The organism is Gammaproteobacteria bacterium (genome assembly GCA_016712635.1).
Taxonomy (GTDB): Bacteria; Pseudomonadota; Gammaproteobacteria; order SZUA-140; family SZUA-140; genus JADJWH01.
On sequence record JADJQS010000001.1, the window covers coordinates 220,486 to 246,098 of the forward strand.

General features: G+C 68.7%; 26 protein-coding genes. 8 read left to right on the forward strand and 18 right to left on the reverse strand.

The annotated features are described in order from the left end of the window. Positions 1-5: 5 nt before the first annotated feature. From IPK65_00835 to IPK65_00850, 4 genes are all read right to left on the reverse strand, one after another. Positions 6-731, reverse strand: coding sequence for a hypothetical protein (locus IPK65_00835; protein MBK8161729.1), 726 nt, complete (start codon positions 729-731; stop codon positions 6-8). A 60-nt stretch (positions 732-791) separates the two neighbouring features. Continuing rightward, the gene (locus tag IPK65_00840; GenBank protein ID MBK8161730.1) at positions 792-1,832 is read right to left on the reverse strand and encodes an N-acetyl-gamma-glutamyl-phosphate reductase; all 1,041 of its coding nucleotides are present in this window, start codon (positions 1,830-1,832) and stop codon (positions 792-794) included. A gap of 75 nt (positions 1,833-1,907) precedes the next feature. Then, a complete protein-coding gene (locus tag IPK65_00845; protein ID MBK8161731.1) occupies positions 1,908-2,750 on the reverse strand; it encodes a c-type cytochrome in 843 nt (280 codons plus the stop codon). A gap of 104 nt (positions 2,751-2,854) precedes the next feature. After that, positions 2,855-3,910, reverse strand: a complete 1,056-nt coding sequence (locus tag IPK65_00850) for a c-type cytochrome (protein ID MBK8161732.1) — start codon at positions 3,908-3,910, stop codon at positions 2,855-2,857. A 138-nt stretch (positions 3,911-4,048) separates the two neighbouring features. Between IPK65_00850 and IPK65_00855 the strand changes: the two genes are divergently transcribed. Together IPK65_00855 and IPK65_00860 are read left to right on the forward strand one after the other, a co-directional pair. Then, entirely contained in the window at positions 4,049-4,798 is a 750-nt protein-coding gene (locus IPK65_00855; protein MBK8161733.1) for a hypothetical protein, read from the forward strand. Between the two features lie 49 nt (positions 4,799-4,847). Then, a complete protein-coding gene (locus tag IPK65_00860) occupies positions 4,848-5,963 on the forward strand; it encodes a 6-bladed beta-propeller (protein MBK8161734.1) in 1,116 nt (371 codons plus the stop codon). A 40-nt stretch (positions 5,964-6,003) separates the two neighbouring features. Here IPK65_00860 and IPK65_00865 read toward each other — a convergent pair whose 3' ends face one another. The 14 genes from IPK65_00865 to ccmA all read right to left on the reverse strand — a co-directional run bounded on the left by IPK65_00865 (position 6,004) and on the right by ccmA (position 18,530). Further along, positions 6,004-7,911, reverse strand: coding sequence for an EAL domain-containing protein (locus tag IPK65_00865; protein ID MBK8161735.1), 1,908 nt, complete (start codon positions 7,909-7,911; stop codon positions 6,004-6,006). Between the two features lie 31 nt (positions 7,912-7,942). Next, complete coding sequence (locus IPK65_00870) at positions 7,943-9,193, reverse strand: regulator (GenBank protein ID MBK8161736.1); 1,251 nt, start codon at positions 9,191-9,193, stop codon at positions 7,943-7,945. Between the two features lie 123 nt (positions 9,194-9,316). Further along, positions 9,317-10,411, reverse strand: coding sequence for a regulator (locus IPK65_00875; GenBank protein ID MBK8161737.1), 1,095 nt, complete (start codon positions 10,409-10,411; stop codon positions 9,317-9,319). Continuing rightward, positions 10,408-10,686 (reverse strand): c-type cytochrome, encoded by a 279-nt coding sequence (locus IPK65_00880; GenBank protein ID MBK8161738.1) that lies wholly within the window; start codon positions 10,684-10,686, stop codon positions 10,408-10,410. Before IPK65_00880 ends, IPK65_00875 begins: the two co-directional genes overlap by 4 nt. Before the next feature lie 121 nt (positions 10,687-10,807). Next, entirely contained in the window at positions 10,808-11,338 is a 531-nt protein-coding gene (locus IPK65_00885; GenBank protein MBK8161739.1) for a TlpA family protein disulfide reductase, read from the reverse strand. Between the two features lie 40 nt (positions 11,339-11,378). Continuing rightward, the gene (gene ccmI / locus IPK65_00890) at positions 11,379-12,620 is read right to left on the reverse strand and encodes a c-type cytochrome biogenesis protein CcmI (protein MBK8161740.1); all 1,242 of its coding nucleotides are present in this window, start codon (positions 12,618-12,620) and stop codon (positions 11,379-11,381) included. After that, positions 12,617-13,132: a cytochrome c-type biogenesis protein CcmH gene (locus IPK65_00895; GenBank protein MBK8161741.1), complete on the reverse strand. Its 516-nt coding sequence runs from the start codon at positions 13,130-13,132 to the stop codon at positions 12,617-12,619. Before IPK65_00895 ends, ccmI begins: the two co-directional genes overlap by 4 nt. Next, positions 13,132-13,665, reverse strand: coding sequence for a DsbE family thiol:disulfide interchange protein (locus IPK65_00900; protein MBK8161742.1), 534 nt, complete (start codon positions 13,663-13,665; stop codon positions 13,132-13,134). The genes IPK65_00895 and IPK65_00900 overlap by 1 nt, the downstream gene beginning before the upstream one ends. After that, entirely contained in the window at positions 13,662-15,674 is a 2,013-nt protein-coding gene (locus tag IPK65_00905) for a heme lyase CcmF/NrfE family subunit (GenBank protein MBK8161743.1), read from the reverse strand. Before IPK65_00905 ends, IPK65_00900 begins: the two co-directional genes overlap by 4 nt. A 29-nt stretch (positions 15,675-15,703) precedes the next feature. Continuing rightward, positions 15,704-16,174 carry a cytochrome c maturation protein CcmE gene (gene ccmE / locus IPK65_00910; GenBank protein MBK8161744.1) on the reverse strand — a complete coding sequence of 157 codons (471 nt, stop codon included), beginning with the start codon at positions 16,172-16,174 and terminating at the stop codon, positions 15,704-15,706. After that, complete coding sequence (gene ccmD, locus IPK65_00915) at positions 16,158-16,358, reverse strand: heme exporter protein CcmD (GenBank protein ID MBK8161745.1); 201 nt, start codon at positions 16,356-16,358, stop codon at positions 16,158-16,160. Before ccmD ends, ccmE begins: the two co-directional genes overlap by 17 nt. Then, entirely contained in the window at positions 16,355-17,098 is a 744-nt protein-coding gene (locus IPK65_00920) for a heme ABC transporter permease (protein ID MBK8161746.1), read from the reverse strand. Before IPK65_00920 ends, ccmD begins: the two co-directional genes overlap by 4 nt. A 57-nt stretch (positions 17,099-17,155) precedes the next feature. After that, on the reverse strand, positions 17,156-17,839 hold the full coding sequence (gene ccmB / locus IPK65_00925; GenBank protein MBK8161747.1) for a heme exporter protein CcmB: 684 nt from the start codon (positions 17,837-17,839) through the stop codon (positions 17,156-17,158). Positions 17,840-17,915: 76 nt separating this feature from the next. Continuing rightward, on the reverse strand, positions 17,916-18,530 hold the full coding sequence (gene ccmA, locus IPK65_00930; protein ID MBK8161748.1) for a cytochrome c biogenesis heme-transporting ATPase CcmA: 615 nt from the start codon (positions 18,528-18,530) through the stop codon (positions 17,916-17,918). A 327-nt stretch (positions 18,531-18,857) separates the two neighbouring features. Between ccmA and IPK65_00935 the strand changes: the two genes are divergently transcribed. Genes IPK65_00935 through IPK65_00960 form a run of 6 tightly spaced genes read left to right on the forward strand, consistent with a single transcriptional unit; the run spans position 18,858 to position 25,601 of the window. Beyond that, a complete protein-coding gene (locus tag IPK65_00935; protein MBK8161749.1) occupies positions 18,858-19,814 on the forward strand; it encodes a MoxR family ATPase in 957 nt (318 codons plus the stop codon). Beyond that, a complete protein-coding gene (locus IPK65_00940) occupies positions 19,796-20,734 on the forward strand; it encodes a DUF58 domain-containing protein (protein ID MBK8161750.1) in 939 nt (312 codons plus the stop codon). The genes IPK65_00935 and IPK65_00940 overlap by 19 nt, the downstream gene beginning before the upstream one ends. After that, positions 20,731-21,216, forward strand: a complete 486-nt coding sequence (locus IPK65_00945) for a DUF4381 family protein (protein ID MBK8161751.1) — start codon at positions 20,731-20,733, stop codon at positions 21,214-21,216. Before IPK65_00940 ends, IPK65_00945 begins: the two co-directional genes overlap by 4 nt. Continuing rightward, positions 21,209-22,195 carry a VWA domain-containing protein gene (locus IPK65_00950; GenBank protein ID MBK8161752.1) on the forward strand — a complete coding sequence of 329 codons (987 nt, stop codon included), beginning with the start codon at positions 21,209-21,211 and terminating at the stop codon, positions 22,193-22,195. Before IPK65_00945 ends, IPK65_00950 begins: the two co-directional genes overlap by 8 nt. Continuing rightward, entirely contained in the window at positions 22,192-23,985 is a 1,794-nt protein-coding gene (locus tag IPK65_00955) for a VWA domain-containing protein (GenBank protein ID MBK8161753.1), read from the forward strand. The genes IPK65_00950 and IPK65_00955 overlap by 4 nt, the downstream gene beginning before the upstream one ends. Further along, positions 23,979-25,601: a BatD family protein gene (locus IPK65_00960; GenBank protein MBK8161754.1), complete on the forward strand. Its 1,623-nt coding sequence runs from the start codon at positions 23,979-23,981 to the stop codon at positions 25,599-25,601. The genes IPK65_00955 and IPK65_00960 overlap by 7 nt, the downstream gene beginning before the upstream one ends. The last annotated feature ends 12 nt before the right edge of the window (positions 25,602-25,613 follow it).

Below are 25,613 nucleotides of genomic sequence, written 5' to 3' on the forward strand. Positions count from 1 at the left end.
TTCCGTTATGAAAACAATTCGGTCCAGCTGTAGCTGGCCTCCACCGGCGGCCTGGCGGCGTCGCGCGGCGACACCCTGAGCTGCAGCCGCGTCGGGATGAAACCGGCGGGAAGGCTCAGGCTGCCGTCAAGTTCCTGAAAGTGCCGGAACCTGAACGTAAGGGCGGACTTGTCACCACTGAACAGTTCCTGATGCGAGAGTTCGGCCTGGGTCCCGTTGCGCATGCCGTTCAGCGTCATGCGCACCTCACCCTGGACTATGCCGGGCGGGGAGGCATAGTGCGTCAGCACAAGACGGTAACGGAATATCGGCGGCTCCCCGTCCCGCTGCAGCTTGAAGCTCTCGATCTGCAGGCCCTTCTCGCCGTCGGATGTGTTGACGAGCCTGCGGTAGAAGGCAGCCTCCTGCTTCAGCTCGAGCAATTCGTCCTGCAGGGCGGCGAGGCTGAGATCGACCTCCTCGTAGGCCCGGCGGTCGATTTGCTGCGCCTGTTCGATCACCGCGTTCTGTCCGCTCAGACGCTTGTTCTCCGCCTCCAGTTCCAGGACGCGCTGCGCGAGCGCGTCGCGCGCCTCGCGTGCCGCATGGGCGTCGAAGCCCGCGCGCGCGCGGCCGTAATCGAACAGGACCCAGCCGCCGGCCAGCACCGCGACGCTCAGCAGCAGGTACAGCGCCCGGCGGAGCAGCGGATGCCGGGCCTGCACGATGACGTGTGTGGTTTTATTCGCCATTACATAAATAACGCGGAGGCACGCCAGGCAGTTCCGGCCACGCGTTCGCGCGGCGCCGGGTCACGGCAGCAGTGCGATCCCCTCGAGTCCCAGCCCTTCCTCGAAACCATGCATGATGTTGAAATTCTGCAGCGCCTGTCCCGCCGCGCCCTTGACCAGATTGTCGATCACCGACAGGATGACGACGGTACGCTGATTGAGCGGCCGGTACTGCGCAATGCGGCACACATTGGCGCCCTTCACGCTGCGCGTCTCGGGCAGCGCGCCCGCCGGCATCACATCGACGAAAGGCTCATCCGCATATCTCCGCTCGTACAGAGCCTGCAAATCCGCGTCGGGCACCGCCAGCTCCGCGTAGAGCGTCGCATGGATGCCGCGGATCATCGGCACCAGGTGCGGCACGAAGGTCAGTCCGACCGCCTCTCCCCCGCTGAACGCCGCGAGACCCTGGCGGATCTCCGGCCAGTGGCGATGGCCGGCGACACCGTAGGCCTTGAAGTTTTCCGCCGCCTCGCTGAACAGCATGCCGACCTCGGCCTTGCGCCCGGCACCGCTGACGCCGGACTTGGCGTCAGCGATCAGCCGGCCGGGGTCGATCAGGCCGGCCTCCAGCAGCGGCAGGAATCCGAGCTGGACCGCGGTGGGATAGCAGCCGGGATTGGCCACCAGGCGCGCCGCGCGCACGGCCTCGCGGTTGACCTCGGGCAGGCCGTACACGGCCTCCGCCAGCAATTCGGGACAGGCGTGCTCCATGCCGTACCAGCGGCTCCATTCCTGCGGGTCCTTCAGCCGGAAGTCCGCCGCCAGGTCGATGATGCGCACGCCGGCGCCCAGCAGCTCGCGCGCCATGGTCATGGCCGTCCCGTTGGGGGCCGCGAAGAACACCGTGTCGCAGGCCGCCAGGGCCGCCGGTTCCGGCGCCGTGTACTTCAGGGAGACCTGCCCGCGCAGGTTCTGAAACAGGTCCGCGACCGCGCGCCCCGCCTGCTCGCGCGAGGTCACCACGCCCAGCTCGACCCCCGGGTGCCGGGCGAGCAGGCGCAGCAGTTCCACACCGGTGTACCCGGTGCCGCCAACCACCCCCACCTTGAGTCTCGCCATTGCCACCCCTGCCTGATCGAGCAGCCCATTCCTGCCGGCTGCCCAATATAACAGATAAGCCGCGCCGGGCGCCGTTCAATCCCTGTCCGTGCGCTCTCCGTCGACCTCATCCCCCCGGATGAAGGCGGCCTCCACGTAGGCCGCCACCGCGGCGATCTCCGTCTCGTCGAGCACCGTCGCCCAGGCCGGCATCGCGCTCCCGGGCACGCCTTTCGCGATGACCTCGCGCAGCCGTTCATGCGTCATCGCCGCGACGGGCGCGGCGGTCAGATCGCGCGGATGCGGCTGGAGAAAGCCGCCGATCCAGTTGCGACCGGTGCCGTCGCGCGCGTGGCAGAAGGCGCAATTGCGCTGGAATATTTCCTCGCCGCGCTGCTGTTGCGGGCTCGCGCCGGCCAGCTGCGGGGCGATATCGTGCGACGCCGAAAGGGTCGCGGACGATACTGCGTCGGCGGTCCCGTCCGCCCGATGCGAGTAGCCGCCGCGCGGATAGGATACCGTCCTGCGGTCCCACAGCGTGCGATCGTCGATCAGGCGCGCGCGGTCATGGCACACGACGCAGGTGGAGAGGAACAGGCGCTTGCCCCGGCGCTGCGCCGGCGTCAGATCCGCATCCGCCGTATCCAGTGCGAGCGTGCCGAGGGCGTAGGGGAAGGCCTCGGCGTAGCGCTCGTGATCCGGCCAGCCGTTCTCCACGGAATGGTAGCGGACGTTCGTCCGCCGGCCTTCGACGAAGGAGTCGAGGATGAAATCCGCCACGGCCTCGATCTCGCCCCGGCTCAGGATATGCTCGAAGCCCATCATGGCGCTGCCCGAACGTCCCGTGGAGACCGCGCGGATGATGTCTTCACGGTCCAGCTCGCCGGGATCGAGCGCGGTGAAATCGCGCGGCGGCGGCGTCAGGAACCGGCTTGCCACCGTCCGGGCGTCGCCGGCGTAGCCGTGGCAGAAATAACAGTGGTTGTTGTAGACCTCGCGGCCGGTGCGGTCGCCGGCAGGACCGCGCCCCGCCGAACCCGGCGTCAGTTCAGGGCTTTTTTTTTCCGTGCCGCGTCCGCCGCCCCGGCGGGAGGGTCGACAAAGGCCGTGAAGACGAACTCGGCGACGTCCGCGATCTCCTGCTCGCTCAGCACGCCCGCCCAGGCGGGCATGACCGTTCCGCGCTTGCCGGAGGAAATCGCCTCGAACAGCGCCGGCCGGTTCAAGACGCGGCGCGACTCCGGTGCGAGAAAGTTGCGCGGCGGCGGCTTGATGAATGAAGACCGCGGCCCCTGTCCGTCGCCATGCTCGCCGTGGCAGACGTAACAGTTGCCGAGGTAGAAACGGCGCCCCTTGCCGGCGTCACCGCGCAGGCCGCGCGGCAGCGCGGCGGACATGTCCGCCGCGGGCCGCGGCACGGACGCGTTCGTCGTGGCCGGTTCCGGGGCAGCCGCGGCGGCGGGTTCGTCCGCACCCGCCATGAAACTCACGCGCACATAATCGACCACCGCCGCAATATCCTGCGCGCTCATCTGGCCGCTGAAGGGCATCATGGCGGTGCCCGGCCGGCCGTGGGTCACCGAGAGGATCATGCGTTCGCGCGTGAGTTCACGGCGGATAGCCGAATCGGTGAAGTCGCGCGGTGGCGGATTGAGGCTGTTATGCGCCCAGGTGGCCCCGTTGCCACGGTCGCCGTGGCAGGCCGCGCAGTGGCGCTTGTAGAGCTGCTGGCCCGTGTTTCGCTGCGGCCCGGCCGGCGCCTGCATGAAGCTTGCGCGGATGTAGTCGACGACGCCGGTGATCTCGCCCTCGCTGAGGCGGTCTCCCCAGCCGACCATGGCGGTCCCGGGCCGGCCGTGGGTCACCGAGAGGATCATGCGTTCGCGGCTCAATTCCTGCCATGCCGCCGCCGCCGTGAAATCGCGCGGCGGGGGATTCAGGCCGAACTGGGCGCGGCTCTTCCCGTCGCCGTGCTCGCCGTGGCAGGCGGCGCAGTTATGGCTGTACAGGCGCTGCGGCTCCGATGCGGACGCCGCCGCGGCGAACAGCGACAGGCAGGCGGCGATCACGCCGGCGCGGCGCGCATAACGGAAAGACAACGGCATGAGTGATAGGCGATTCCGGCGTACGGGCGGCGTCCTGACAATGATAGCCGCATTTGCATTATAATGTCAGCCACCTGCGGACCAGGCATCGGACCGGCGCGCGTCCCCAACAGGCATCCGAGGAAAACAACAATGAGACGGATCATCGGCAGCTCCATCCTGCATACGGTCCTGGTGCTGGGAAGCGCGCTGTGGACCCTGACCGCCGCCGGCGGCACCATCCTGGGCAGCAAGCACGACTTCACCGGCCTGAACCAGCGCGCAGGCGTGCAGGCAATGTCGGGCGTCGCCTTCTCCGACTACGGCTCGCCCTGCGTGTACTGCCACATTCCGCCGGAGCAACAGGGCGGCGACAGCGCCGCGGCGGGCGGCATCTCGGGCTGGAACCGCTTCACTCCCGCCTCCGATGCCTACAACCTCTACGACAGCTTCACCCTCGACAACAAGGTCCGCACGCCGAGCCCGATCAGCCTGCTCTGCCTGTCCTGCCACGACGGCACCATGGCGGTCGACATGACAGTGTTCAAGCCCAACGGCTTTCGCAGCAGCGAGGACGCCGCGCTGCACCTGCGCATCAACAAGGCGGACGACCTGTGGAGCTGCGGCAAGTGCCACAACGGCAGGGTGGCCCACAGCATCGCCATCAAGCATCTCGACACCGATCTCAGCAATGATCATCCGATCTCGATGACCTATGCCGGACTCAACCACAAGGACCCCGACTTCCGCCTCCCCGACGGACCCTACGGCTTTGACAACGGCGTCAAGCTCTACGATAACCGCGTCGAATGCGCCACCTGCCACAACGTGCACGACCCCGACGTCACCCTGCTGCTGCGCGACCGCGCCGACCGGCTGTGCGAGACCTGCCACATCAAATGACGGTGAGGCGTGAAGGGTGAGGCGTGAAAAGATAGCTTTGAATAATTTCATCCGAGCGCTGCCCCGCAGGCCTCGCCTCACGCCTCACGCCTCACGCCTCACCCTCGTCATCGCCATCTGCCTGCTCGCCTCCTGCGCCGGCACCCCCGAGGCCGAGCGCGAGTTCATCCCCCCGGTCTATCCGCCGCCGCCCGCCGAGCCGCGCTTCGTCTACGAACGCACGCTGCTCTATAACGAGGACGTCGAGGAAGTCAGCTCCGGTATGCGTTTCAAGCAGTTCGCGCTGGGCGAGGCGCGCAAGCTGATGGGACTGGTCAAGCCGTTCGACGTCGCGGTACGCGCGGGTCGCGTCTATGTCACCGATACGGTACAGCGCGCCGTCATGGTGTTCGACATCCCCGGCAAGCGCTTCTTCCAGATCGGCGCCGAGAAGCCGGGCCGGCTGTCCAAGCCGATGGGCATCGACATCGGCGCCGACGGCACGCTCTATGTCGCCGACATCACGGAACGCCGCGTGATGGTCTACGACGCGGACGGCGTGTTCCAGCGCGCCATCGGCGGCGGGGAACTGCTGCAGCGCCCGGCCGACGTGGCTATCGCCCCCGACGGGACGCGCCTCTACGTGGTCGACACCGGCGGAGTGGATTCCATGGACCACGCCGTGCACGTCTTCGATGCGCGCAGCGGCGAGGCGGTCGGCCGCATCGGCGCGCGCGGCGCGGCGGAGGGCGAGTTCAACCTGCCGCTGCAGGCGTCCGTCGCCGCGGACGGCACCCTGTACGTGGTCGACAGCGGCAACTTCCGTGTCGAGGCCTTCGACGGCGACGGCGGCTTCCGCTTCAGCTTCGGCTCGGCGGGGCGCTTTCCCGGGCAGTTCGCCCGCCCGAAGGGCATCGCCACCGACGCCGCCGGCAACGTCTACGTGGTGGACACGGCCTTCGGCAACATCCAGATCTTCGACCCCGCGGGGCAGTTGCTCATGTTCATCGGCGAGCGCGGGCAATCGGGTTATCCCGGGAAATACATGCTGCCGGCGGGGATCGACGTGGACGGCGACGGGCGCATCTATGTCGTCGACCAGTTCTTCCGCAAGGTCGACATCTACCGTCCGGTCTCTCCGGACCCAGGCGCGCCGGTCGCTGCGGCAGACGCGGAACTACCCTAGGGGGAAACAGGGACAGGTTACAAATCTGTCCCCGATGCTGTTAACGCGCGCCCACGGCGGCGGGGCGCCAGGCGGAATCCCGCAGCCAGGCAAGCACGGCGTCCGCCTCCAGCGGCCGGCTGATGTAGAAGCCCTGCACCGAGTCGCAGCGCATGCCGGCGAGCAGATCGTAGGTCGCACGGTCCTCCACGCCTTCCGCCACCACGCGCAACCCGATGTTGTGCGCCAGGTCGATGGTCGAACGCACGATCACCGCGTCGTCGTTGTCGAGCGCCATGGCGGACACGAATGACTTGTCGATCTTCACCTCGTCCACCGGCAGGCGCTTCAGGTAGGCCAGCGACGAGTAGCCGGTGCCGAAGTCGTCGATGGAGATCCGGACGCCCTGCGCGCTCAGGCGGTTCAGCACCTCGAGGGCCTGCGTCGATCCGGGCATGATCGCGGTCTCGGTGATCTCCAGCCTGAGCTGCAGGGGCTGCCCGCCGCCGCCGATGATCCCGCGGATGGTCTCCGGCAGGCCGCCGTCGTGCAGGTTGTGCACCGAGAGATTGACCGCGATGCGCAGCTCCAGTCCGTGTGCCGCCCAGGTGCGGCTGTGCTGCGCGGCCGTATTCAGCACCCACAGGGTGAGCCCCCGGATCAGGCCGGTGCGTTCGGCGAGCGGGATGAATTCATCCGGGGCGAGCAGTCCGCGGGTCGGGTGATTCCAGCGCACCAGTGCCTCCACCCCGGTCACCTGGCCGCTCTGCAGATCGATCACCGGCTGGTAGCACAGCTTCAGCTGGTCGCTCTCCAGCGCCGTGTGCAACTCGGACTTGAGCGCGAGGTACTCCAGGCTGTGCCGGTCCAGCTCGGACCGGTACACGGCGTGGCCGCAGTGCTCGCGCTTCGCCGCGTACATCGCCACGTCGGCGTGGCGCATCAGCGTGCTGGCATCATCGCCGTGATCGGGAAACATAGCGATGCCGATGCTCGCGCCGAGCATGAAATTGTGCCCCTCCAGCTCGAACGGCCGCTCGATCTCGCGCATCACCTTGTCGGCGATGCGCACCGCGTCGCCGGCATCGGTGGCCGGCAGCAGCAGGGCGAACTCGTCTCCACCGAGCCTGGCCACGGTATCCGAGCTGCGCATCGCCGCGCCCATGCGGCGCGCCGTCTCCTGCAGGATGAGGTCGCCGAAGGGATGCCCCAGCGTGTCGTTGATCTCCTTGAAGTGATCCAGGTCGGTGATCATCAGGGCGAGCGGCTGGTGGCTGCGGCGCGCCCCGCGGATGGTGTGCTCGATGCGGTCGAACAGCAGCGCGCGGTTGGGCAGGCCGGTGAGGGCGTCGTGCAGAGCCTGGTGGCGCAGTGCCGCCAGCTGTGCGCGGCGCTGGGTGATATCACGCAGGATGCCGACGTAGTGCGGCCGGCCATGGATCGTCATGCGGCTTACGGTCAGCTCGAGCGGGAACAGTGCACCGCTTTTGTGGCGCCCGCTCGCCTCGCGCATCTCGCCGTCCATGCCGGCGAGATGCGCGGGGAGTCCTTCCCCCGCCGCCGCGCCGATGCCCGGCGGCGGGGGCAGCAGTTCGGCGATTCCCTTGCCGCGCAGCTCGTCGGCGCCGAAGCCGAAGAGGCGCTCGGCGGCGGGGTTGGAGGATTCGATCACGCCGTATTCGTTCACGTAGACGACGGCGTCCACGATATGGTCCAGCACGGCGCGGATGCGGTGCTCCGACACTGCGACCTGCTCCTCCATGCGGTCGAGCGGACGCACGACGCCGTGGTGGGCGAGGCGCCACAGTCCGAAGACGAACGTCACGGCCAGCGCCAGTGCGAACCACGCCCCGGCTGTGCCGCCGGGCATGACACCCGGGAACAACGCATCGACGCTGGCGCCCGCCGCGAGCAGCGCCAGCGCCAGGCCGGCGATCAGCAGCGCGGCGCGGGAACCCGGTGTTTTCATGCGGAACCGGTCGGCGGCGGACAGGCGCGGATCATCCGCCTCCCGCGATGCGGGCGACGCCGCCGAAGCTGCCCACCCACAGGGTGCCGTCGTCGGCCTGCGCCATCGAAAAGACATTGTTCGCGAACAGGCCGTCCGCCGTGGTCATCACGCTGAAGGAGGCGCCATCGTCATTGAGCCGGGCCAGTCCCTGGCTGGTGCCGATCCAGAGCCGGCCGCCGCGGTCCCGGTACAGCATGAAGATGTGGTTGGCGGGGAGTCCGTCCGCGGTGGTGAAATTCTTCCAGGTCGTGCCGTCGAAGCGGGCGAGGCCGGCGCCCCAGGTGCCGCACCATACGGTGCCGTCGCGGTCGACGTCGAGCGAGATGACGTAATTCGGATTGTAGGCGACCTTGAGGTCCTCGATACCCTGCTCCGCCTTCTGCTGCGCGTGGTGCTGGGAGGCTGCGGCCGGATCGCTGGTGAACTGGATCGCGTCACGCACCAGCTCATAGGGCGCCCCGAGTCCGTCGCCGTGCTTCCAGTGCTTCCAGGCGCCGTCCCGATAACGCGCCAGGCCTTCCTCGGTCGCAAACCACATATCGCCGTCGGCGCCCTCCGCCAGATTGTAGACCCAGGGATTGGGCAATCCGCCGGAGGTGTTCTCCATTGTGAACGTCTCCCAGCGGGCGGGATCGTCGAGCGCCCCGCTACGGATGCGATTGACGCCGGACCAGGTCGCAATCCACACGTCGCCGTTGCGCGCCTTCTGGACATCGTAGACAAACTGGTCGGCGAGCCCCTGCGGAATATTGTAGTTTTTCCACTGTCCGGTCGCCGGGTCCAGCAGGGACAGGCCGCCGCCGTAGGTGCCCACCGCGATCCTGTCGTCGAGCCGGCTGATATGGAAGATGCCGTTCGACAGGATGCCCGGGACCTGGTTGTCGAAGATGCTGTGGCTGTCCGTCGCGGCGTCGTAGCGGATCACCCCGCCCGAGGTGCCAATCCAGGCCACGTTCGACTCCACCATGAGACCCTTGACGTTGCGGTTGCCGACGCGGAAGTGGGTGAAACGCCGGTCACCCGCGCCCATGCCCGGCGCGGTTACAGCGCCATCACCGGACGGCGGCAGCGTCGGATGTCCGGCCGGCAGCGGCGCGGCGGGATCGACCTCGTCGAGCGGCGCGCGGATCTCCTGCCCGGTGCCGCGTTTGCCCTGGTTGGCGCCGAGGAGGTAGCCGCCCACCACGAAGACGCCCGCCAGCACGATGAGCAAGGCCCAGGTTTTATGATCGAATTTCATCTCGGTCGTCCGCTCCCGCAACAAGTGGGGACAGATTTATTTATTACGGGCCGGGGACAGATTTTAAATCTGTCCCCTTTGCATGAGAAAAATAAATCTGTCCCCATTTTCCGATGTACCGCCTCAGTCACCGATCCGCGCCACGCCGCCCCGCGTCCCCGCCCAAACCTCGCCGGCGGCGGTCGCCTCCAGCGCGTACACCGCCTCGCCCGGCAGTCCGTCGGCGCGGCGGAAGGTCTGCCATGCGCTGCCGTCATAGCGTGACAGGCCCTGGTCGGTCCCGAACCAGAGATTGCCGCGCGCGTCCTCGGCGACGGCGAACACGATATTGCCGGCCAGCCCGTCGGCCGTGCTCAGGTTGCTCCAGCGCTCGCCATCGAAGCGGCTCACCCCGCCGCCCCAGGTGCCGGCCCATACGCGGTCGTCCTTGCCGACATGGATGCAGAACACGTAGTTCGGGTTGTAGCTCGCCTGGCCGTCAACCAGGACGCTCAGATCGTGACGCGCCCGCGTGCCGAGGCCGGTGTTGCTGCTGAGCGGGAGCTTGTCACGGTTCGGGGCGCCGAGTCCGTCGGCATGGGTCCATTCGCGCCAGCGCTCCCCGTCGAACATCGAGACGCCGCCCTCGGTGCCGAACCACGCGCGGCGCCTGGAATCCACCCCGATACCGTAGACCCACTCGTTGACCAGCTCGTCGTGATAGGTCTCGAATGCGCCGCCTTCCGCCGGCAGGCGGTTGACGCCGGCCCAGGTGCCGATCCAGATCCCGGCGCCGGGATCCTCCGCCAATGCGTACACCCAGTAGTCTGCCAGGCCGTGCATCGGAAACCAGGTCTTCCACTCCGCGCCGCGCAGGCGCGTCACCCCGCCGCCGTTGGTGCCGAACCACTTGTCCCCCGCGCTGTCGACCAGGACGGAAAACACGTATTCATTGGCCAGCCCGTCGCCGCGGGTATACGTCTTGCGTACCTCGCGCGTATCAAGATCGATCTCATGCACCCCGAGCGAGGTCCCCACCCACAGCGCGCCGGCGTCAGGATCCGCCGCCAGGGCGCGCACATAGACGTCCTGGCCGACCTCGAATGTCTCCAGAATCCTGGCGGGCGCCGGTACCGGCTCCGGTGGCGCAGTCGCCGCCGCCTGCTCCTGCCCGTCCCTGGAGCAGGCTCCCAGCGCCGCCGCCAGCAGGATCGCTGCGCCGCAGAACGAACGCTTCATCGATTCAGGCGCAGGGTTCTCAGATAGGCGATGACGTCGAGGAGTTCGGTTTCGGTGAACATGCCCTGATAGGCCGGCATCATCCCGCGCCCGGACTTCAGGGTGCGCATCAGTTCGAGGTCCGGTTTCATCAGGGTGTCGCCGCGCATGAAATCAGGCGCCCCCGGGATCTGCCCGACGCCGCTGGAGCCATGGCAGTTCTCGCAATGGGTCTTGTAAATCTTGCGGCCCTGGAGCGGGTCGGCCGCCATGGCCGGCTGCCAGAGTCCCGCCATCCCCGCCGCGAGCGCCAGCATGCGCAGCCCGCGAATGTACGCATGAAATCCGGTCATCATCCCCCCTTCACCCCGTCGGCACCCTGCTCCCCGGCAGTGAACGCGCCGGGTGTGGGCGCCATTATACATCCTGCAGCCGGTCCAGGCTCCCGCCGGCGGCCGCCTCGAGAATGGCGGGCAGTTCGGGCCGGCCCCAGTCGCGCTCGCCGACGATGCGCTTCAGCAGCACGCCCTCGGGCGAGATGATGAAAGTGTCCGGGTAGACCCGGATCTCGAGCACGCGCCGCACGAGCGCGGCTTCCTTGTCCAGGTAGCTCTTGAAGGTCACGCCCCTCTCGCGCAGGAATTCCTGCGCGATATCGCGCTCCGCATCGACGGACAGGCCGATGACGGCGAAACGCGCCGGATCCAGCGTCTGATGCAGGCGCTCCAGGCCGGGCAGTTCCTGGCGGCAGGGCGCGCACCAGGTCGCCCACACATTCAGCACCACCAGCCTGCCGCGATACTGTTCCAGGGACTCGCGGCTGCCGTCGAAATTGCTCAGCGTCAGCGCGGGAAAACGGCGTCCTTCGACAAGGGCATCGGGGGGCGGCGCCTGGCTGCAGGACATGAGCGCCGCGGCCATGCACAGGGAGGCGGCAAACGCGCGCATGGCGGCGCCCGTCAGCGCGCGCGGCACTGCGCCGCGTTGCTCAGGGCAGTACCTCGCTGATCACCACGTCCACGGGCGCGGCGGCGGCGGTGCGCACGACCGCGCTGCGGCCCTGCAGATCACCGCTCTTGGGCATGGCGCTGCCGTCCCTGGAAACGCGCGCGACCACCACCACCTCGGCGAAGCGCGACAGGTTCAGCGACGGATCCATCGCCATGGAGTCGTCCAGGGCGTACTGCAGCGGCAGGTCACCCGCCTGCGCGCGCAGCACCGCAAGCGGCATGCGCGGTCCGTTCGGCGCCTGGGCGAAGACGAACACCGTATCGGTGTCCTGCACGCGGCCGCGCAGCGCCTGGTCCAGGCGCACGGTACCCTTCAGGGCGGCGGCCGCCGCCGTCTGCGGCGCGGAAACGGACGGCGTTCCCCCGGCCTCGCCCAGCAGGCTTTCCGCCTCGGCGATATTGCCCTCCATCGCCCGCGCCGCCTCGGAATCCTTCGGCACCATGGCGTAGAGCCGGCGCCAGTAGTCGAGCGCGGCGCGGTAGTCGGCGCGTTCGTAGGCCGCGGTGCCGGCCAGCCACAGGCCCTTGTGGTTGTTCGGGTCGAATGCGAGCGCCTGGTTGATCAGTTCCAGCGGGCGCCCCTCGAGCGATTGACCGCTCGCCATCGCCAGCGCGTCGGCGTAATCCACCAGCAGGTCCGGGGTCTGCAGGTTCAGCGCCACCGCCTTTTCGAGCGCGGCGCGCGCGTCGTCGAAGCGCTCCAGCACCAGGTAAGAACGTCCCAGCATGGCCCAGCCTTCGGCGTTTTCCGGCTCGGCGGCCAGGCGCTGCTCCAGCCGCTCCACCATCTGGTTGATCTGGTGTGCCATGTCCCCCTCGCCGCCACCCGCGGCGGCCATCGTCGCCGGCTGCGGCGCCAACAGACCGGGCGCGCCCAGCAGGACGTAGGCGCCGACCGTCAGCAGCGGCACCAGCACCGCCAGCACAGCCGCGCTGGCGCGCGCGGCGCGATGCGGCGGTGCGGCGGGCCCCGGCGCCTCGGCGACGTCCTCGAGCAGACGCCGCTCGAGCTCCTCGCGTCCCTGCCGGTACTGATCCTGCGTCAGCACGTCGTTCTGCAGGTCGCGCCCCATCTCGGCAAGCTGGTCACGGTAGACCGTGATGTTGAGCGCCTTGCGCTCGACGGCCTGGTCAGCCGCCTCGCGCTTGAGCAGGGGGGGCACAATGAACAGCAGGGCCGCGCCCAGCAACAGCACGGCCACGATGATGAACAGGGTCATGAACCGCCTTTATCCTTCGTCTCTTTGACACCCAGCAGGGACTCTGCCTGCCGGACCTCTTCCGCGCTGAGTTCCCGCCGCGGCGCGCGGCGCTGGCGCAGGGTCATCACCACCAGCAGCACCGCCCCCGCTGTCAGCAGGATCAGCGGCCCGGCCCACAGCAGCGCCGTAGTGGACTTGACGGGCGGGCGGAACAGGATGAAATCGCCATAGCGCTGCACCAGGAACTCGGTGATCTCCTGATCGGACTTGCCCGCCCGCATCATGCCCTCGATCTCGGCGCGGATGTCCTGCGCGAACCCGGAGTCGGACTCCGCAATCGACTGCCCCTGGCACACCAGGCAGCGCAATTCCGCCTCGAGGTTCTTGATGCGCGCCTCCAGGGCGGGGTCCAGCATCGATTCCGCCTCGCCCGCGATCGACAGCGGGGCCATGCCCCACGCGCCGATCAGGACGGCCAGCAGCCACGCCGCCGCACCGAGCCGCCGCCGCACCGCTCCACGGGGGCGCATCAGGCCTGCCCCTGCAGCTCGCGGATCAGCGGCAGGATCCGGTTCTGCAGCGCGTCCACGTTGATCGGCCCGATCTGCTTGTAGCGGATCACGCCGCGCGCGTCGATCACATAGGTCTCCGGCACGCCGTAGACGCCGTAATCCAGGCCGACGCGGCCGTCCGCGTCGAAGGCGCTCTCGAGGTAGGGATTGCCCAGCTGCCGCAGCCAGGTGACGGCCTCGTCGCGCGTGTCCTTGTAGTTGAGGCCGTAGATCGGCACGATCCCGCGCCGCGACAACTCGACCAGCAGCGGATGTTCCTGCCGGCAGGAGACGCACCAGGAGGCCCACACGTTCAGCATCCATACCTTGCCCGCCATGTCCCTGTTGGAGATCTGCGCGGCGGCGTCATGCAGGCGCGGCAGGCTGAAATCCGGCGCCGCCTTGTCGATCAGCGGCGACGGCACCTCGCTCGGATTCAGCACCAGCCCCTTGCCCAGAAAGACCACCAGCAGCGCGAATACCGCCAGCGGCAACAGCAGTCGCAACCTCAAGACTTGGCCTCCATCGGCAGCGCCGGCGCGGTGCCGCCCTCGCCTGCCGGGCCGGCGACGTCCTCGTCACGGGCGCTGGCACGCGCGAGGCGGTAACGCCGGTCACTGACCGCCAGCAGGCCGCCCAGCGCCATCAGCAGGCAGCCGCCCCAGATCCAGTCGACGAAGGGCTTGTAATAGATGCGTACGCTCCAGGCGCCGCCTTCGAGGGGTTCGCCGAGCGAGACGTAGAGGTCACGCAGCAGCCCGGTATCGATCGCCGCCTCGGTCATCGGCATGGTCTGCACGGTGTAGACGCGCTTCTCGGGATGCATCAGCACGATGTCGCGCCCGTCCCGGCTCACCTGCACATAACCGCGCTCGGCAACGAAGTTGGCTCCCTTGCTCTCCACCACGCCGTCAAAGCGGAAGGTGTATCCGGCGATGGTGGTGGAATCGCCGACGCCCATGCGCAGGTCCTTTTCCACCTCTAAACCCTGCACCAGCGTGACGCCGATGATGAAGACCGCAACGCCGAAGTGGGCGAGCTGCATGCCCCAGTAGCTGCGCGACAGGCCCGCGAACGGAGGCGTGCCGGCCGCGCGCGCGCGCTGCATGCGGCGCCCGATGTTGAGTCCGATGGTGACGATCAGCCAGGCCGCGAGCAGCAGTCCGAGGCTGATCATCGGCGTCCACTTGCCGAGCGCGAAGGGCAGCGCCAGCGCGACCAGGACGGCGCTGAGGAAGGCCCAGCGCAGCCGCAGCGCGAGTTCGGGCAGTTCAGCCTTCCGCCAGCGCGCGATGGGCCCGATTCCCATCAGGAACACCATCGGCGCCATCAGCGGCACGAACACCGACTCGAAGTAGGGCGGTCCCACGGAAATCTTGCCGAGGTTGAGCGAGTCCAGGAACAGCGGATAGAGCGTGCCGAGCAGGACGGTGCCGCAGGCGGTCACCAGCATCACGTTGTTCATCAGCAGGAGGGACTCGCGCGAGACGACCGTGATACCGCCGCTGGTGCTGACGCGCGGCGCGCGCAGCGCGTACACCAGCAGCGAGCCGCCGACCACCAGCGCGAGCAGTATCAGTATGAACACGCCGCGGCGCGGGTCGTTGGCGAAGGAATGCACCGAAGTCAGCACGCCCGAGCGCACCAGGAAGGTCCCGAGCAGGCTGAGCGAGAAGGCGATGATCGCGAGCAGCACGGTCCAGTTCTTGAACGCGCCGCGCTTCTCCGTCACCGCGAGGGAATGTATCAGCGCGGTGCCCACCAGCCACGGCATGAAGGAGGCGTTTTCGACCGGATCCCAGAACCACCAGCCGCCCCAGCCCAGCTCGTAATAGGCCCACCAGCTGCCGAGCGCGATGCCCAGGGTGAGAAACATCCACGCCACCGTGGTCCACGGCCGCGACCAGCGCGCCCACGCCGCGTCCAGCCGGCCGCTGAGGAGGGCCGCGATGGCGAAGGCGAAGGCGACCGAGAACCCGACGTAGCCCATGTACAGCATGGGCGGGTGCAGCACCAGGCCCGGATCCTGCAGCAGCGGATTGAGGTCGTTGCCTTCGAGCGGCGCCGGAACCAGCCGCTCGAACGGGTTCGAGGTCAGCAGGATGAACAGCAGGAAGCCGATCGCGACCAGGCCGAGCACACCGATCACGCGCGCCACGATGTCATCCGGCAGGTTGCGGCTGAACAGCGTGACCGCGCAGGTCCAGCCGCTCAGGATCAGCATCCACAGCAGCATGGAGCCCTCATGGCCGCCCCATACCGCGGCAATGCGGTAAGGCAGCGGCAGCAGGGTGTTGGAATGCTCCGCCGCATAGAGCACCGAGAAGTCGCTGGTGATGAAGGTGTAGGTCAGGCACAGATACGCGATCGCGACATACACGAATTGCGCCTGGGCCGCGGGCCGCGCCACGCGGATCCACGCCGCCTTGCCGCGTGCCGCGCCGATCAGCGGAAGCGTGCTCTGCGTCAGCGCCATGGCGAGGGCCAGTATCAGGGCGAAATGTCCGATCTCCGGTATCATGGGCACACTCCTCTGCTATCCATCGGGCACTATTCCACGAGGCTCGACGCGCCGGGCATGGCGGCCGGACTGTTGGCGGATTTGGCCTGCTCGAGGGCGTCGGCGACCTCGGGCGGCATGTAGGTTTCGTCGTGCTTGGCCAGCACCTCGTCGGCGTAGAACACGCCGTCTTCGCCGAGCCGTCCCTGGGCAACCGCGCCCTGACCCTCGCTGAACAGGTCGGGCAGGATGCCGGAAAACACCACCGGGACCACCTTCGCGGTGTCGGTCACCTCGAAGCGCACCGTCAGGCCGTCGGATTCGCGCTGGACGCTGCCGTCCACCACCATCCCGCCGAGGCGGAAGGTCTTGCCGACCGGGGCCTCGTTCGCTACCACCTGGGACGGGCTGAAGAAGAACACCAGGTTGCCGCTGAAAGAATTCAACACCAGCCCCGCGGCGACGGCGATACCGGCGAGTCCGATCACGATAAAGGCCAATCGTTTATGCCTGGGTTTCATTGCCCGTCTGCGCTCCCCCGCCCCTCTGTGCATCTCCGTGAATTCGACCCAGGCGGCCCAGAAGAGTCCGCCGCCGCCGCATCACCAGCGCCACCTCGAGCAGCATCAGCACGGCCGTCACCGCGTAGGATCCCCACACATAGAAGGCATAGCCTCCCATGCTGAAAAACTCGGCCGGGTTCATGGTACCTCCCGTGCGGCGACCTCGGCCACCCACTCGCTGTGGCGCTCGCGCTCGAGGATCTCGCAGCGCACACGCGCCAGCACCACTGCGATGGTATACATCCAGAAGGCCAGCGTCATCACCAGCATGGCGGTCAGCATCGTCGCCGCCATGGTCGAGCCCTTGTCCAGGCTGATCGAGGCGCCCTGGTGCAGGGTATTCCACCACTGTACGGAGAAATAGATGATGGGTACGTTGACCGCACCGATCAGCGCCAGCAGGCCGCTCGCGCGCGCCGCCCGGCGCGGTTCGTCGATCGCCGCCTGCAGCGACATGAAACCGAGGTAGAGGAACAGCAGGATCAGCTCCGAGGTGAGCCGCGCGTCCCACACCCACCACGCGCCCCACATGGGCTTGCCCCACAGCGCGCCGGTCCACAGCGCGATGAAGGTGAACAGGGCGCCGGTCGGCGCTAGCGCCCGCGCCATGAAGGCCGACAGGCGCGTATTGAAGACAAGGCCGAGCCCGGCATAGAACGCCATCACCAGATAGATGAACATCGACATCCAGGCCGCCGGCACGTGGATGAAGATGATGCGGTAGGCCTCGCCCTGCTTGTAGTCCGTCGGCGCGACGACAAAGCCGAGGTACAGCCCGGCCAGGGTCAGCAGCGCGGCGGCCACGCCGAACCAGGGGACGAGACGCCCCGCCAGCGGATAGAAGCTGACCGGGGAGGAATACTTGAACCAGTTGGGAGCCATGCGTCCTGCTATACCCGTTTTATCCGTGATGTCATCGCCAAAGTACCGTCACCCGCCTCATTCGAGCGAGATTCGCAGCGCCGCCGCCGTCACCCACGGACCGAAACACAGGGCCAGCACCAGCAGCGCCCCCAGCAGGGACAGGTGGGCGCCCGCCTCGAGGCCGCTCGCCACCGCCTCCACCGCCCCCGCCCCGAAGATCAGCACCGGGATGTACAGGGGCAGAACGAGCAATGATATCAGCGCGCCGCCACCGCGTAATCCCAGCGTCAGCGCCGCGCCCATGGCCCCGACCAGGCTCAGCACCGGCGTGCCGATAAGCAGCGTCAGCATCAGCACCCCGAGCAGGGGCCCGCTCAGGCCGAACTGCAGGCCGAGCAGCGGCGACATGAGCACCAGCGGCGCACCGGTCGTCAGCCAGTGCGCGGCCACCTTGCCGAGCACGATCAGCGACAGCGGATGCGGGCTCAACAGCATCTGCTCCAGCGTGCCGTCCATGTGGTCGGCGGTGAACAGACGCCCCAGCGACAGCATCGTCGCCAGCAGCGCGGCCACCCACAGGATGCCGGGCGCAATCATGCGCAGGGTCGCCATCTCCGGACCGACGCCGAGCGGGAACAGGCTCACCACGATCACAAAAAAGAACAGCGTCGTCAGGACGTCGGTCACGCGCCGGCCTGCAATCGTAAGATCGCGCGCCAGGATGTTGCGGGTGCCGCTCAGCAGTCCGGTGCCGCTCATATCTATCTAACCAGTAGGGGGACAGATTGGAAATCTGTCCCCCGCATCCATATGGGGACGGACTTAAGTCCGTCCCCTAACCTAATCTCAGCTGCTTCACGGCGCCCGCGTCGATCGCCACCTGCTGGTGGGTCGTCAGGACCACCAGGCCGCCTTGCGCGAGGTGATTGCGGATCACCGCCTGCAGCAATTCCACCGCGGCACTGTCCAGCGCGACATACGGTTCGTCAAGGATCCACAGGTGCGCGCGCGTGAGCAGCAGTCGGGCGAGGCACACGCGGCGCCTCTGGCCCTGTGACAGCACCTTCGCCGGCAGGGTCTCGAGCCCGCCCAGGCCCATCTCGCCAAGCGCCCGCACCAGCTCCGTTCCGGACGGGTCGTGGCCGGCGATCCGGCAGTTGATGCGGAGATTCTCCAGACCGTCGAGGTCGTCCTTTACGCCACTCAGGTGGCCGAGATACACCACCTCCGCGCGATAGGCGTCACCCGCCGTGCGGATATCCTCGCCATTCCAGTGGATCGACCCCTCCGCAGGCGCCACCAGGCCGCAGATCATGCGCAACAGCGTGGTCTTGCCGCTGCCGTTGGGACCGTTCACATAGAGCAGTTCGCCGGCATCCAGGGCAAAGTCCAGACCGGCGAACAGCCGGCGGTCGCCGCGTACCGCCGCCAGGGCATTGCCTTGCAGCATGCTTCAGTCTCGGCCCCGGCCGCTAATGCCACGGTATCTTAACATAGTGCCATCTGAACCCTGGGATGAGGCGCGGGTAAATAATCCCGCAAAACGGCGCAAATGCGGAGCCTGGCGCGCCCGTTTCAAGCGGCCGTTAAGTGTGTCATAGATCGGCGTTACGCTCAATCAAACCGTCCGCGGCGTCGTCATACCCCGAAAGTAGTAACGGGAATCGGCGCGGGCTTCCGTGCGGCCGGCTATGGCGCGGCGTCTTGGTATAGTATTGTGGTTTCGCGGCCGCCGCCGCGCCCTGCCAGGACAACGCACTCCATCGGTGTAAATATTATGAAAGGCATCGCACAGTTCCGTGCCCGTCTCCAGCACAGTGTCATCGGCCAGGCGCGCCTGATCGACCGCCTGCTCATCGCCGTGCTGACCGGCGGGCACGTGCTGCTCGAAGGACTGCCCGGGCTTGCCAAGACCACCGCCGTGCGTGCGCTCGCCGGCGGCATGGCGCTGGGCTTCCAGCGCATCCAGTTCACGCCCGACATGATCCCCGGCGACATCACCGGCAGCGACATCTTCCTGCCGCAGGACGGCCAGTTCCAGTTCATCCCCGGCCCGGTCTTCAACGAGATCATCCTCGCCGACGAGATCAACCGCGCGCCGCCCAAGGTGCAGTCCGCCCTGCTCGAGGCGATGCAGGAACGCCAGGTGACCGTAGGCGGGACGACGCGCGCGCTGCCCGGGATCTTCATGGTGATCGCGACGCAGAACCCGATCGAGCAGGAAGGCACCTATCCGCTGCCGGAGGCCCAGCTCGACCGCTTCCAGATGAAGGTGCGCCTCGGTTATCCCTCCGCCGAAGACGAGCTGAGGATCCTGCATCTCGAACGCGGACGGATGGCCGGATCGGCGCAGGCGGCTCCGGCGGATCCCGCGCTGGCGGCGGCCGAGGTGCTGGAACTGCGCCGCACCGTCAACGCCGTCTATCTCGACGAAATGCTTGAACGCTACATCGTCGCGCTGGTCGGTGCGACGCGCGAACCGGCGCGCTGGGACGCGGAGCTGGCGGACTGGCTGACGCGCGGCGCCTCGCCGCGCGCCTCGCTCGCGCTGGCGCACACCGCGCGCGCACAGGCCCTGCTCGCCGGACGTGACTTCGTCGAGCCCGACGACATCCTCCAGCTCGCGCCCGATGTGCTCAATCACCGCATCGGCATCAGCTTTGCCGCGCGCGCCGCCGGCGTCTCGGCGGACGGGGTGATCGAGCGTATCGTTGCATGCGTGCCGGTCCCCTGAAGCAACCCGTTCCGGCCGCTCCGCTGCTGGCACCGGCGGAGCTGGAGCGTCTGCAGCAGCTCGCGCTGCAATACCGCAGCCGCAGCGGGCGCGCCCGCCAGGCGCCCGGCCCGGGCAGGCACCAGGCGCTCGCGCGCGGCCAGGGCATGGAGCTGTATGACGTGCGCCCGTACCAGGCGGGCGACGACATCCGCAGCATGGACTGGCGCGCCACCGCGCGCAGCGGCCGGCCGACCACCAGGGTCTTCGTCGAGGAGCACTCACGCCGCCTGTTCCTGTTCATCGACCGCCGCCCCGGCATGATGTTCGGCACCCGGCGCGAACTCAAGGCGGCCACCGCCGCCCGCGTCGCCGCGCTGCTTGCCTTCACCGCGCTGGCGGAAAGAGAACCCGTCGCCGGCCTCGTGTTCGGGGAAGACGTCCGCCATCATGCGCCTGCGCACACCCCGGAAGGCGTGCTGCCCCTGCTGCAGCATGCCGCCGCCGCGCCGCCGCCAGCGGCGGTCGCCGCCGGCCATGCGCCGGCGTCACCGCGCGAAGCGATGCGGTCCGCCGCCGTGCGCCAGTCCGCCGCGGGCGCGCTGATCTACCTGATCGGCGATTTTGCCGACGTCGCAGACGGCCAGGCCACGCTCGCCGACTACCTGCCGCCGGCGGACCGGATCCAGGCAGTCGCGATCCGCATCGTCGACACCGCGGAACAGGAGCTGCCCGCGGCCGGCCTGGTGCGCCTCGCCGCGCCGGCGGGGGGGCCGCCGGCGCTGATCGACACGTCCGATCCCGCGTTGCGCCGGCGTTACCGCGAACGCATGGCGGCGCGCGAGGCCGCGCTGCGCGACGCCTGCGCACGCCACCACGTCCCGCTGCACACCGTCAGCAGCCGGCACGACCTGCTGCCGCAACTGGAACCGCTGCTGTGAACCCGGCCGACACCCTCGCGACGCTCGCCGACATCGAACTGCCCGCGCCGCCGGACTGGTGGCCGCTGATCACGCTAGCGGCGGCGCTGCTGGTCGTGGCCGGAGCAATCCTGTTTCGTACGGCAACGAGGAGACAGACACATTCTGCCGCCGTCGCGCCGGCAAGCGGCGACGACAGCGCCCGCGAGGCCCTGGGGCGACTGGAGCAGTTGCAACAGGAATGGGCATCAGGCGCGCTCGATGCGCACGCGGCCGCCTACCGGCTGGCCACACTGCTGCGTCTCGGCCTCGGCCTGCCTCAGCTCCATCCCGCCGCGCCGCCCACCGGCCTCGACACGGAGCTTTGGCGGAATACGCTGGCGCTGCTGCACGAACTGCGCTACGCCCCGGCGCCGGCACAGACACTGACGCCCGAGACATTCACGCGCGCACGGCACTGGCTCAGCACGCATGAACCCGGAGGAGCGGTGCGCGATGTTTGAATTCGCCGCGCCGCTCTGGCTGCTGCTGCTCCCGCTGGCACCGCTCGCATGGTGGCTCACCCGGCGCCGCGCCCCGAACCGGGCCGGTGCGCTGCTGCATCCACAGGCGGAACTGCTCGCCGAGCTGCAGGGCAGAAGCACGCGCCTGCTCCGGGCGCCCTGGTTCTGGCTGATTTCCTGCACGCTGCTGCTGCTCGCGCTGGCGCGGCCGCAGTGGCTCGACGCGCGTGCGCCCGGACTCGAACCCGGTCACAACGTGATGTTCGCCATTGATGTGTCAGGCTCGATGCGCGCGCTCGACTATGTCATCGACGGCCGCCCGGCCAGCCGCCTCGACGCACTCAAGCGCGCGCTGCGGGAGTTCCTCGCGCTGGCGCACGGCGTGCGCGTCGGCGCCGTGGTGTTCGCCGACGACGCCATGACCCTGCTCCCGCTCACCGCCGACCTCGCGCTCGCGCGCGAGCTGGTCGCCGAGATCGACAACAGCCTGGCCGGCGAGAAGACCGCGCTCGGCGACGCCATCGCGCTGGGGGTGAAACGCCTGCAGGCCGTCGACGATCCCGTGCGCGTGCTGGTGCTGCTCACCGACGGCAGCGCCACCGGGGGACTGATCACTCCCGACGCCGCGGCGGTGATCGCGCGCGCTTCGGGCGTTCGCCTCTACACGGTCGGCTTCGGCCGTGCGGGCAAGGTCGCCTTCCCCGGCAGCCCGGTGGAGGCGCCGATGAGCGCCGAACTCCCGCCCGACGAGGCCCAGCTGCAGCGCCTCGCCGCGGCGACCGGCGGCGCCTATTTCGAGGCCGCCGACGCGGAAACCCTGTCCGGCGTGCTGGCCGAGATCGAACGCCTGGAGCAGGCGCGCATACCCGCCGCGCGCCGCGCCGCCGTCCACGAATGGTACTGGCTGCCGGCCGCGGCCGCGCTCATCATCCTGCTGCTCGCCGAGCAGCGCCGGCGCCGCGAGGGGGTCCCCGCGTGAACGACTGGCTGCCCATCGCGCTGCGTGCACCGTGGTGGCTGCTGCTCCTGCCGCTGCCGTGGCTGGCAGGGACGGACTCCCATCCCTGGAAGAGGCTGAAGCATTTTCTGTCATTCCAGCGAAGACGGGCCTCCGGAAGCGCTGCTGATGCGGTCATGGAAAACCGCTGGCTTCCCGCTTTCGCGGGAATGATGAAAAAGGATCCCGGTCGTTACCGGAACTTCGCCGACCCGCACCTGCTGCAGTGGCTGCTCATCGGTTCCGCGCATGCGGCCGGATCCAATCTCATCCGTCTGGTCTGGCTGCTGATCGTCATCGCCGCGAGCGGCCCCTACCTGCCGCAGGCGGGCGAGACTGCGCGTCGCATCGGCATGGACCTCGCGGTGGTTATCGATATCTCGCCCTCGATGGCGGCGGATGATGCCGAACCCACGCGGCTCAGGCGTGCCGCGCTGGAGCTGCACGACCTCGTCGGCCGCCTCGGCGACGACCGCGCCGCGCTGGTCGTCTACTCGGCCTATGCCTACCGCATCCTGCCTCTGACGCACGACCTCACGCTGCTCGATTACTACGCCGGGGCGCTGGCCCCCGAACTCACCCGCCGCCATGGCAGCAACCTGGCGCAGGCACTGGAGTACGCCGGGCAGGCGCTCGGCGACGAGCGTACGCGCGGGCGGGCGGTGGTGCTGCTGAGCGACGGCGAGACCGCCGACCGTGCCGGCACACTCGCCGCGGCGGACCGGTTGAAGGCGCGCGGCATCCCGGTCTACGCGCTCGGCATCGGCAGCGCGGCCGGCGCGCCCGTCCCCGGCGCGAGCGGCTTCCTGCGCACGGCCGACGGCCTCGTGGTCTCGCGCCTGGACCGCACGCTGCTCGCCGAAGTCGCGCGGCGCAGCGGCGGTGTCTATGCCGACGCGCGCGCCGACGACCGCGACTGGGACGAACTCCTTCCCGGCCTCGAATCCCTGCGCCGCAGTTCCCTGCCGCCGCCCCGACCGCACACGGGCTATCCGCTGCACCCCTGGCTGCTTGCCGCCGCGTTCGCGCTGCTCGTGTGGAGTGGCGTGCGCCGCCCCCGCGCCGCAACAGCCCCGCTGTGCCTGCTCCTCGTCGCCGGCAGCCTGGCGCCGCAGGCCGGGCACGCCGCGCCGTGGCAGGAGCAGGCCGCCTACGACGCCTTGATGCGAGGCGAGAACGCCGCGGCCGCGACACGCTATCAGGCGCTCGACAATTACGCCGGCTGGCTCGGGCGCGGCGCCGCCCATTACCGGCAGCAGCAGTGGGTACCGGCGCTTGCCGCCTTCGCCGCCGCGGTCGAGCAGGCCGGCGACGACGAGGAGCGCGCGATCGCGCTGTATAACCAGGGCACCACGCTCGCCCGCCTGGGCCGTTACGCCGAGGCGGAACGCGCGCTCGCACACTCCCTGCAACTGCGGCCGAACCACCCGCGCGCGCAACTCAACCTGAACCTCGTCAGGCGCGCCGGTACGAAGCCGCCGCACGCGCCCGCGTCGGGGACGGCGCGCCGGAGCGATTCCGCGGAGCGCATCACCAGCGCCCCCGATGCGACAAACCGGAATGCCGCCGCACGCGGCAACAACGCCGCATCGCCGACAGCCGGCAGCGGCAAACGGGTGGCGGGAGACGCGTCGATGTCGCCGGACGCACGGCTGACACGCAGCCTCGGCGACCTCGCCGACCTGCGCGACCGTCCGGACGAGATCCTGCGCCATCGCTTCCTGGTGCAGGATACCGGGCACCCGCTGGTGGCGGAGGAACAGGCATGGTGAGACTCGCGCTGCTGATGCTGTGCACCCTGCTCGCCGCACCCGAGGGCCACGCCGCGGGCGGCAGCTTCACGGCCGCAGTCGACCGCAGGGAGCTGTACCAGAATGAGCACGTCGTGTTCACGCTGTCGCTCGCCGATAGCGACACCCGCCTGCGCGCCGAGGGCGTGGCACCCAACATCGACCTCACCCTGCTGACCGGTCTGTTCGAACTCGGCGTGCCGCGCAGCGACTTCCGCTTCAACATCGCACGCGCCGAGCGGCGCTCGACCTCGGAGCTGACGGTTGAACTGTTTCCGCGGCGCAGCGGAAACCTGATCATCCCCGCGTTCACCGTGGACGGCCTGAGCACGCAGCCGATCGCCCTGAAGGTGCTCCCGCTGCCCGCCGACGCCGGGCCTGAGGTGTTCACACGCAGCGGCATCACCCGGCGCACCCTGTACGTCGGTGAACAGACCCAGCTCTATCTCGACCTGTATTACCGCACCAGCCTGAAGACGGCCGAGTTCGGTGCCGGGCTCGAGACCGAACCGCTGCAGATCGAGGCGCATGCCCTGCCGGTCGCGGAGCGCAGCGAGGATGTCGGCGGCCTGGAATACAGCGTGACGCGCAGCGCGTGGGCCGTGAGCCCGCAGTCGGATGCGCCGGTCACCTTCCATCTGCCCGCGCTGTGGATCGAGACCCGCGCGGGGAAAAAGTGGCGCCTGCCCGCGGAGGTGCAGAGGCTCACGGTGCGGCCACTCCCGGCGGATGTTCCGGCCGGGACACTCGCCGCGCGGCCGCTTCTCGCGCAAACCGCATTCGAAACTGCGGTCGCCGGACGCATCGTGCCCTGGCAGATTACGCTGCAGGCCGCCGCCGGACTCAACACACTGCCGGAGCAACTGCCATTCGCGCCCGCGCCGGGAGATTTCAAGCTCTACTTCGACCCGCCGGAACGCCGGCTGGAGACCCGGGCGGACGGCGGCGTCGACAGCATCGCAGTCTATAGTGGTTACCTCATGCCGCTCACCGCGGGCGCCTTCACCGCGCCGGCGCTTGAGCTTCCTTATTACGACGCAGAACGCGGCACGGTGGAGCTCGCCGTGCTGCCGGGACAGGCGCTGCAGGTCGCGGCGGGGGAATCACCCGCACCAGAGACCACCGTTTCAATACCCGAAACGCCCGCACCCGTGCCAAGCGCTGCGGGCAATGGAATCGCCGCGCTGACCGTCTGGCAGTCCGCCGCCGCCATATTTCTTCTCGCCTGGCTGATCACCCTCGGCCTGTGGTGGAGACGACCGGAGGGCCGCCGCCTTCGACGGGGAGAAACAGCCTCCGGGCCCGACTCAGCGGGACATCCTTTGAAGCAGAAACTGCTCGCCGCACTGGGAGGTGCGCGCACCCTGGAACAGGGCTTGCGAGAGTGGGAACGCCATTATGGAGCGGATCAGGAGCTGCGCGCGGCGGTGCGGGCCGTGCAGCACCTGTGCTATCAGCCCTCCAGCGCTGTTGACGAAACCGAGATCCGGAAGCTCGTAGCGCGTGCGATCAGCGGTGCGCGCGACCGGCGCCCTGTGGACGATTCATCCCCGGATGATTGGTCGCCGCAAGTTTTCAGGCCGGTCAAACGGCAATAGATCATCCCTCGA

Coding starts and splice junctions, on each gene's coding strand:
- IPK65_00835 (MBK8161729.1), bottom strand. CDS start 731: ATGGCGAATAAAACCACACACGTCATCGTGCAGGCCCGGCATCCGCTG.
- IPK65_00870 (MBK8161736.1), bottom strand. CDS start 9,193: ATGAAATTCGATCATAAAACCTGGGCCTTGCTCATCGTGCTGGCGGGC.
- ccmE (MBK8161744.1), bottom strand. CDS start 16,174: ATGAAACCCAGGCATAAACGATTGGCCTTTATCGTGATCGGACTCGCC.
- IPK65_00885 (MBK8161739.1), bottom strand. CDS start 11,338: ATGCGCGCGTTTGCCGCCTCCCTGTGCATGGCCGCGGCGCTCATGTCC.
- IPK65_00880 (MBK8161738.1), bottom strand. CDS start 10,686: ATGGCGGGACTCTGGCAGCCGGCCATGGCGGCCGACCCGCTCCAGGGC.
- IPK65_00840 (MBK8161730.1), bottom strand. CDS start 1,832: ATGGCGAGACTCAAGGTGGGGGTGGTTGGCGGCACCGGGTACACCGGT.
- IPK65_00865 (MBK8161735.1), bottom strand. CDS start 7,911: ATGAAAACACCGGGTTCCCGCGCCGCGCTGCTGATCGCCGGCCTGGCG.
- IPK65_00940 (MBK8161750.1), top strand. CDS start 19,796: ATGCGTGCCGGTCCCCTGAAGCAACCCGTTCCGGCCGCTCCGCTGCTG.
- IPK65_00895 (MBK8161741.1), bottom strand. CDS start 13,132: ATGCGCCCCCGTGGAGCGGTGCGGCGGCGGCTCGGTGCGGCGGCGTGG.
- ccmB (MBK8161747.1), bottom strand. CDS start 17,839: ATGAGCGGCACCGGACTGCTGAGCGGCACCCGCAACATCCTGGCGCGC.
- IPK65_00960 (MBK8161754.1), top strand. CDS start 23,979: ATGGTGAGACTCGCGCTGCTGATGCTGTGCACCCTGCTCGCCGCACCC.
- IPK65_00935 (MBK8161749.1), top strand. CDS start 18,858: ATGAAAGGCATCGCACAGTTCCGTGCCCGTCTCCAGCACAGTGTCATC.
- IPK65_00905 (MBK8161743.1), bottom strand. CDS start 15,674: ATGATACCGGAGATCGGACATTTCGCCCTGATACTGGCCCTCGCCATG.
- IPK65_00950 (MBK8161752.1), top strand. CDS start 21,209: ATGTTTGAATTCGCCGCGCCGCTCTGGCTGCTGCTGCTCCCGCTGGCA.
- ccmD (MBK8161745.1), bottom strand. CDS start 16,358: ATGAACCCGGCCGAGTTTTTCAGCATGGGAGGCTATGCCTTCTATGTG.
- IPK65_00920 (MBK8161746.1), bottom strand. CDS start 17,098: ATGGCTCCCAACTGGTTCAAGTATTCCTCCCCGGTCAGCTTCTATCCG.
- IPK65_00875 (MBK8161737.1), bottom strand. CDS start 10,411: ATGAAGCGTTCGTTCTGCGGCGCAGCGATCCTGCTGGCGGCGGCGCTG.
- ccmA (MBK8161748.1), bottom strand. CDS start 18,530: ATGCTGCAAGGCAATGCCCTGGCGGCGGTACGCGGCGACCGCCGGCTG.
- IPK65_00855 (MBK8161733.1), top strand. CDS start 4,049: ATGAGACGGATCATCGGCAGCTCCATCCTGCATACGGTCCTGGTGCTG.
- ccmI (MBK8161740.1), bottom strand. CDS start 12,620: ATGACCCTGTTCATCATCGTGGCCGTGCTGTTGCTGGGCGCGGCCCTG.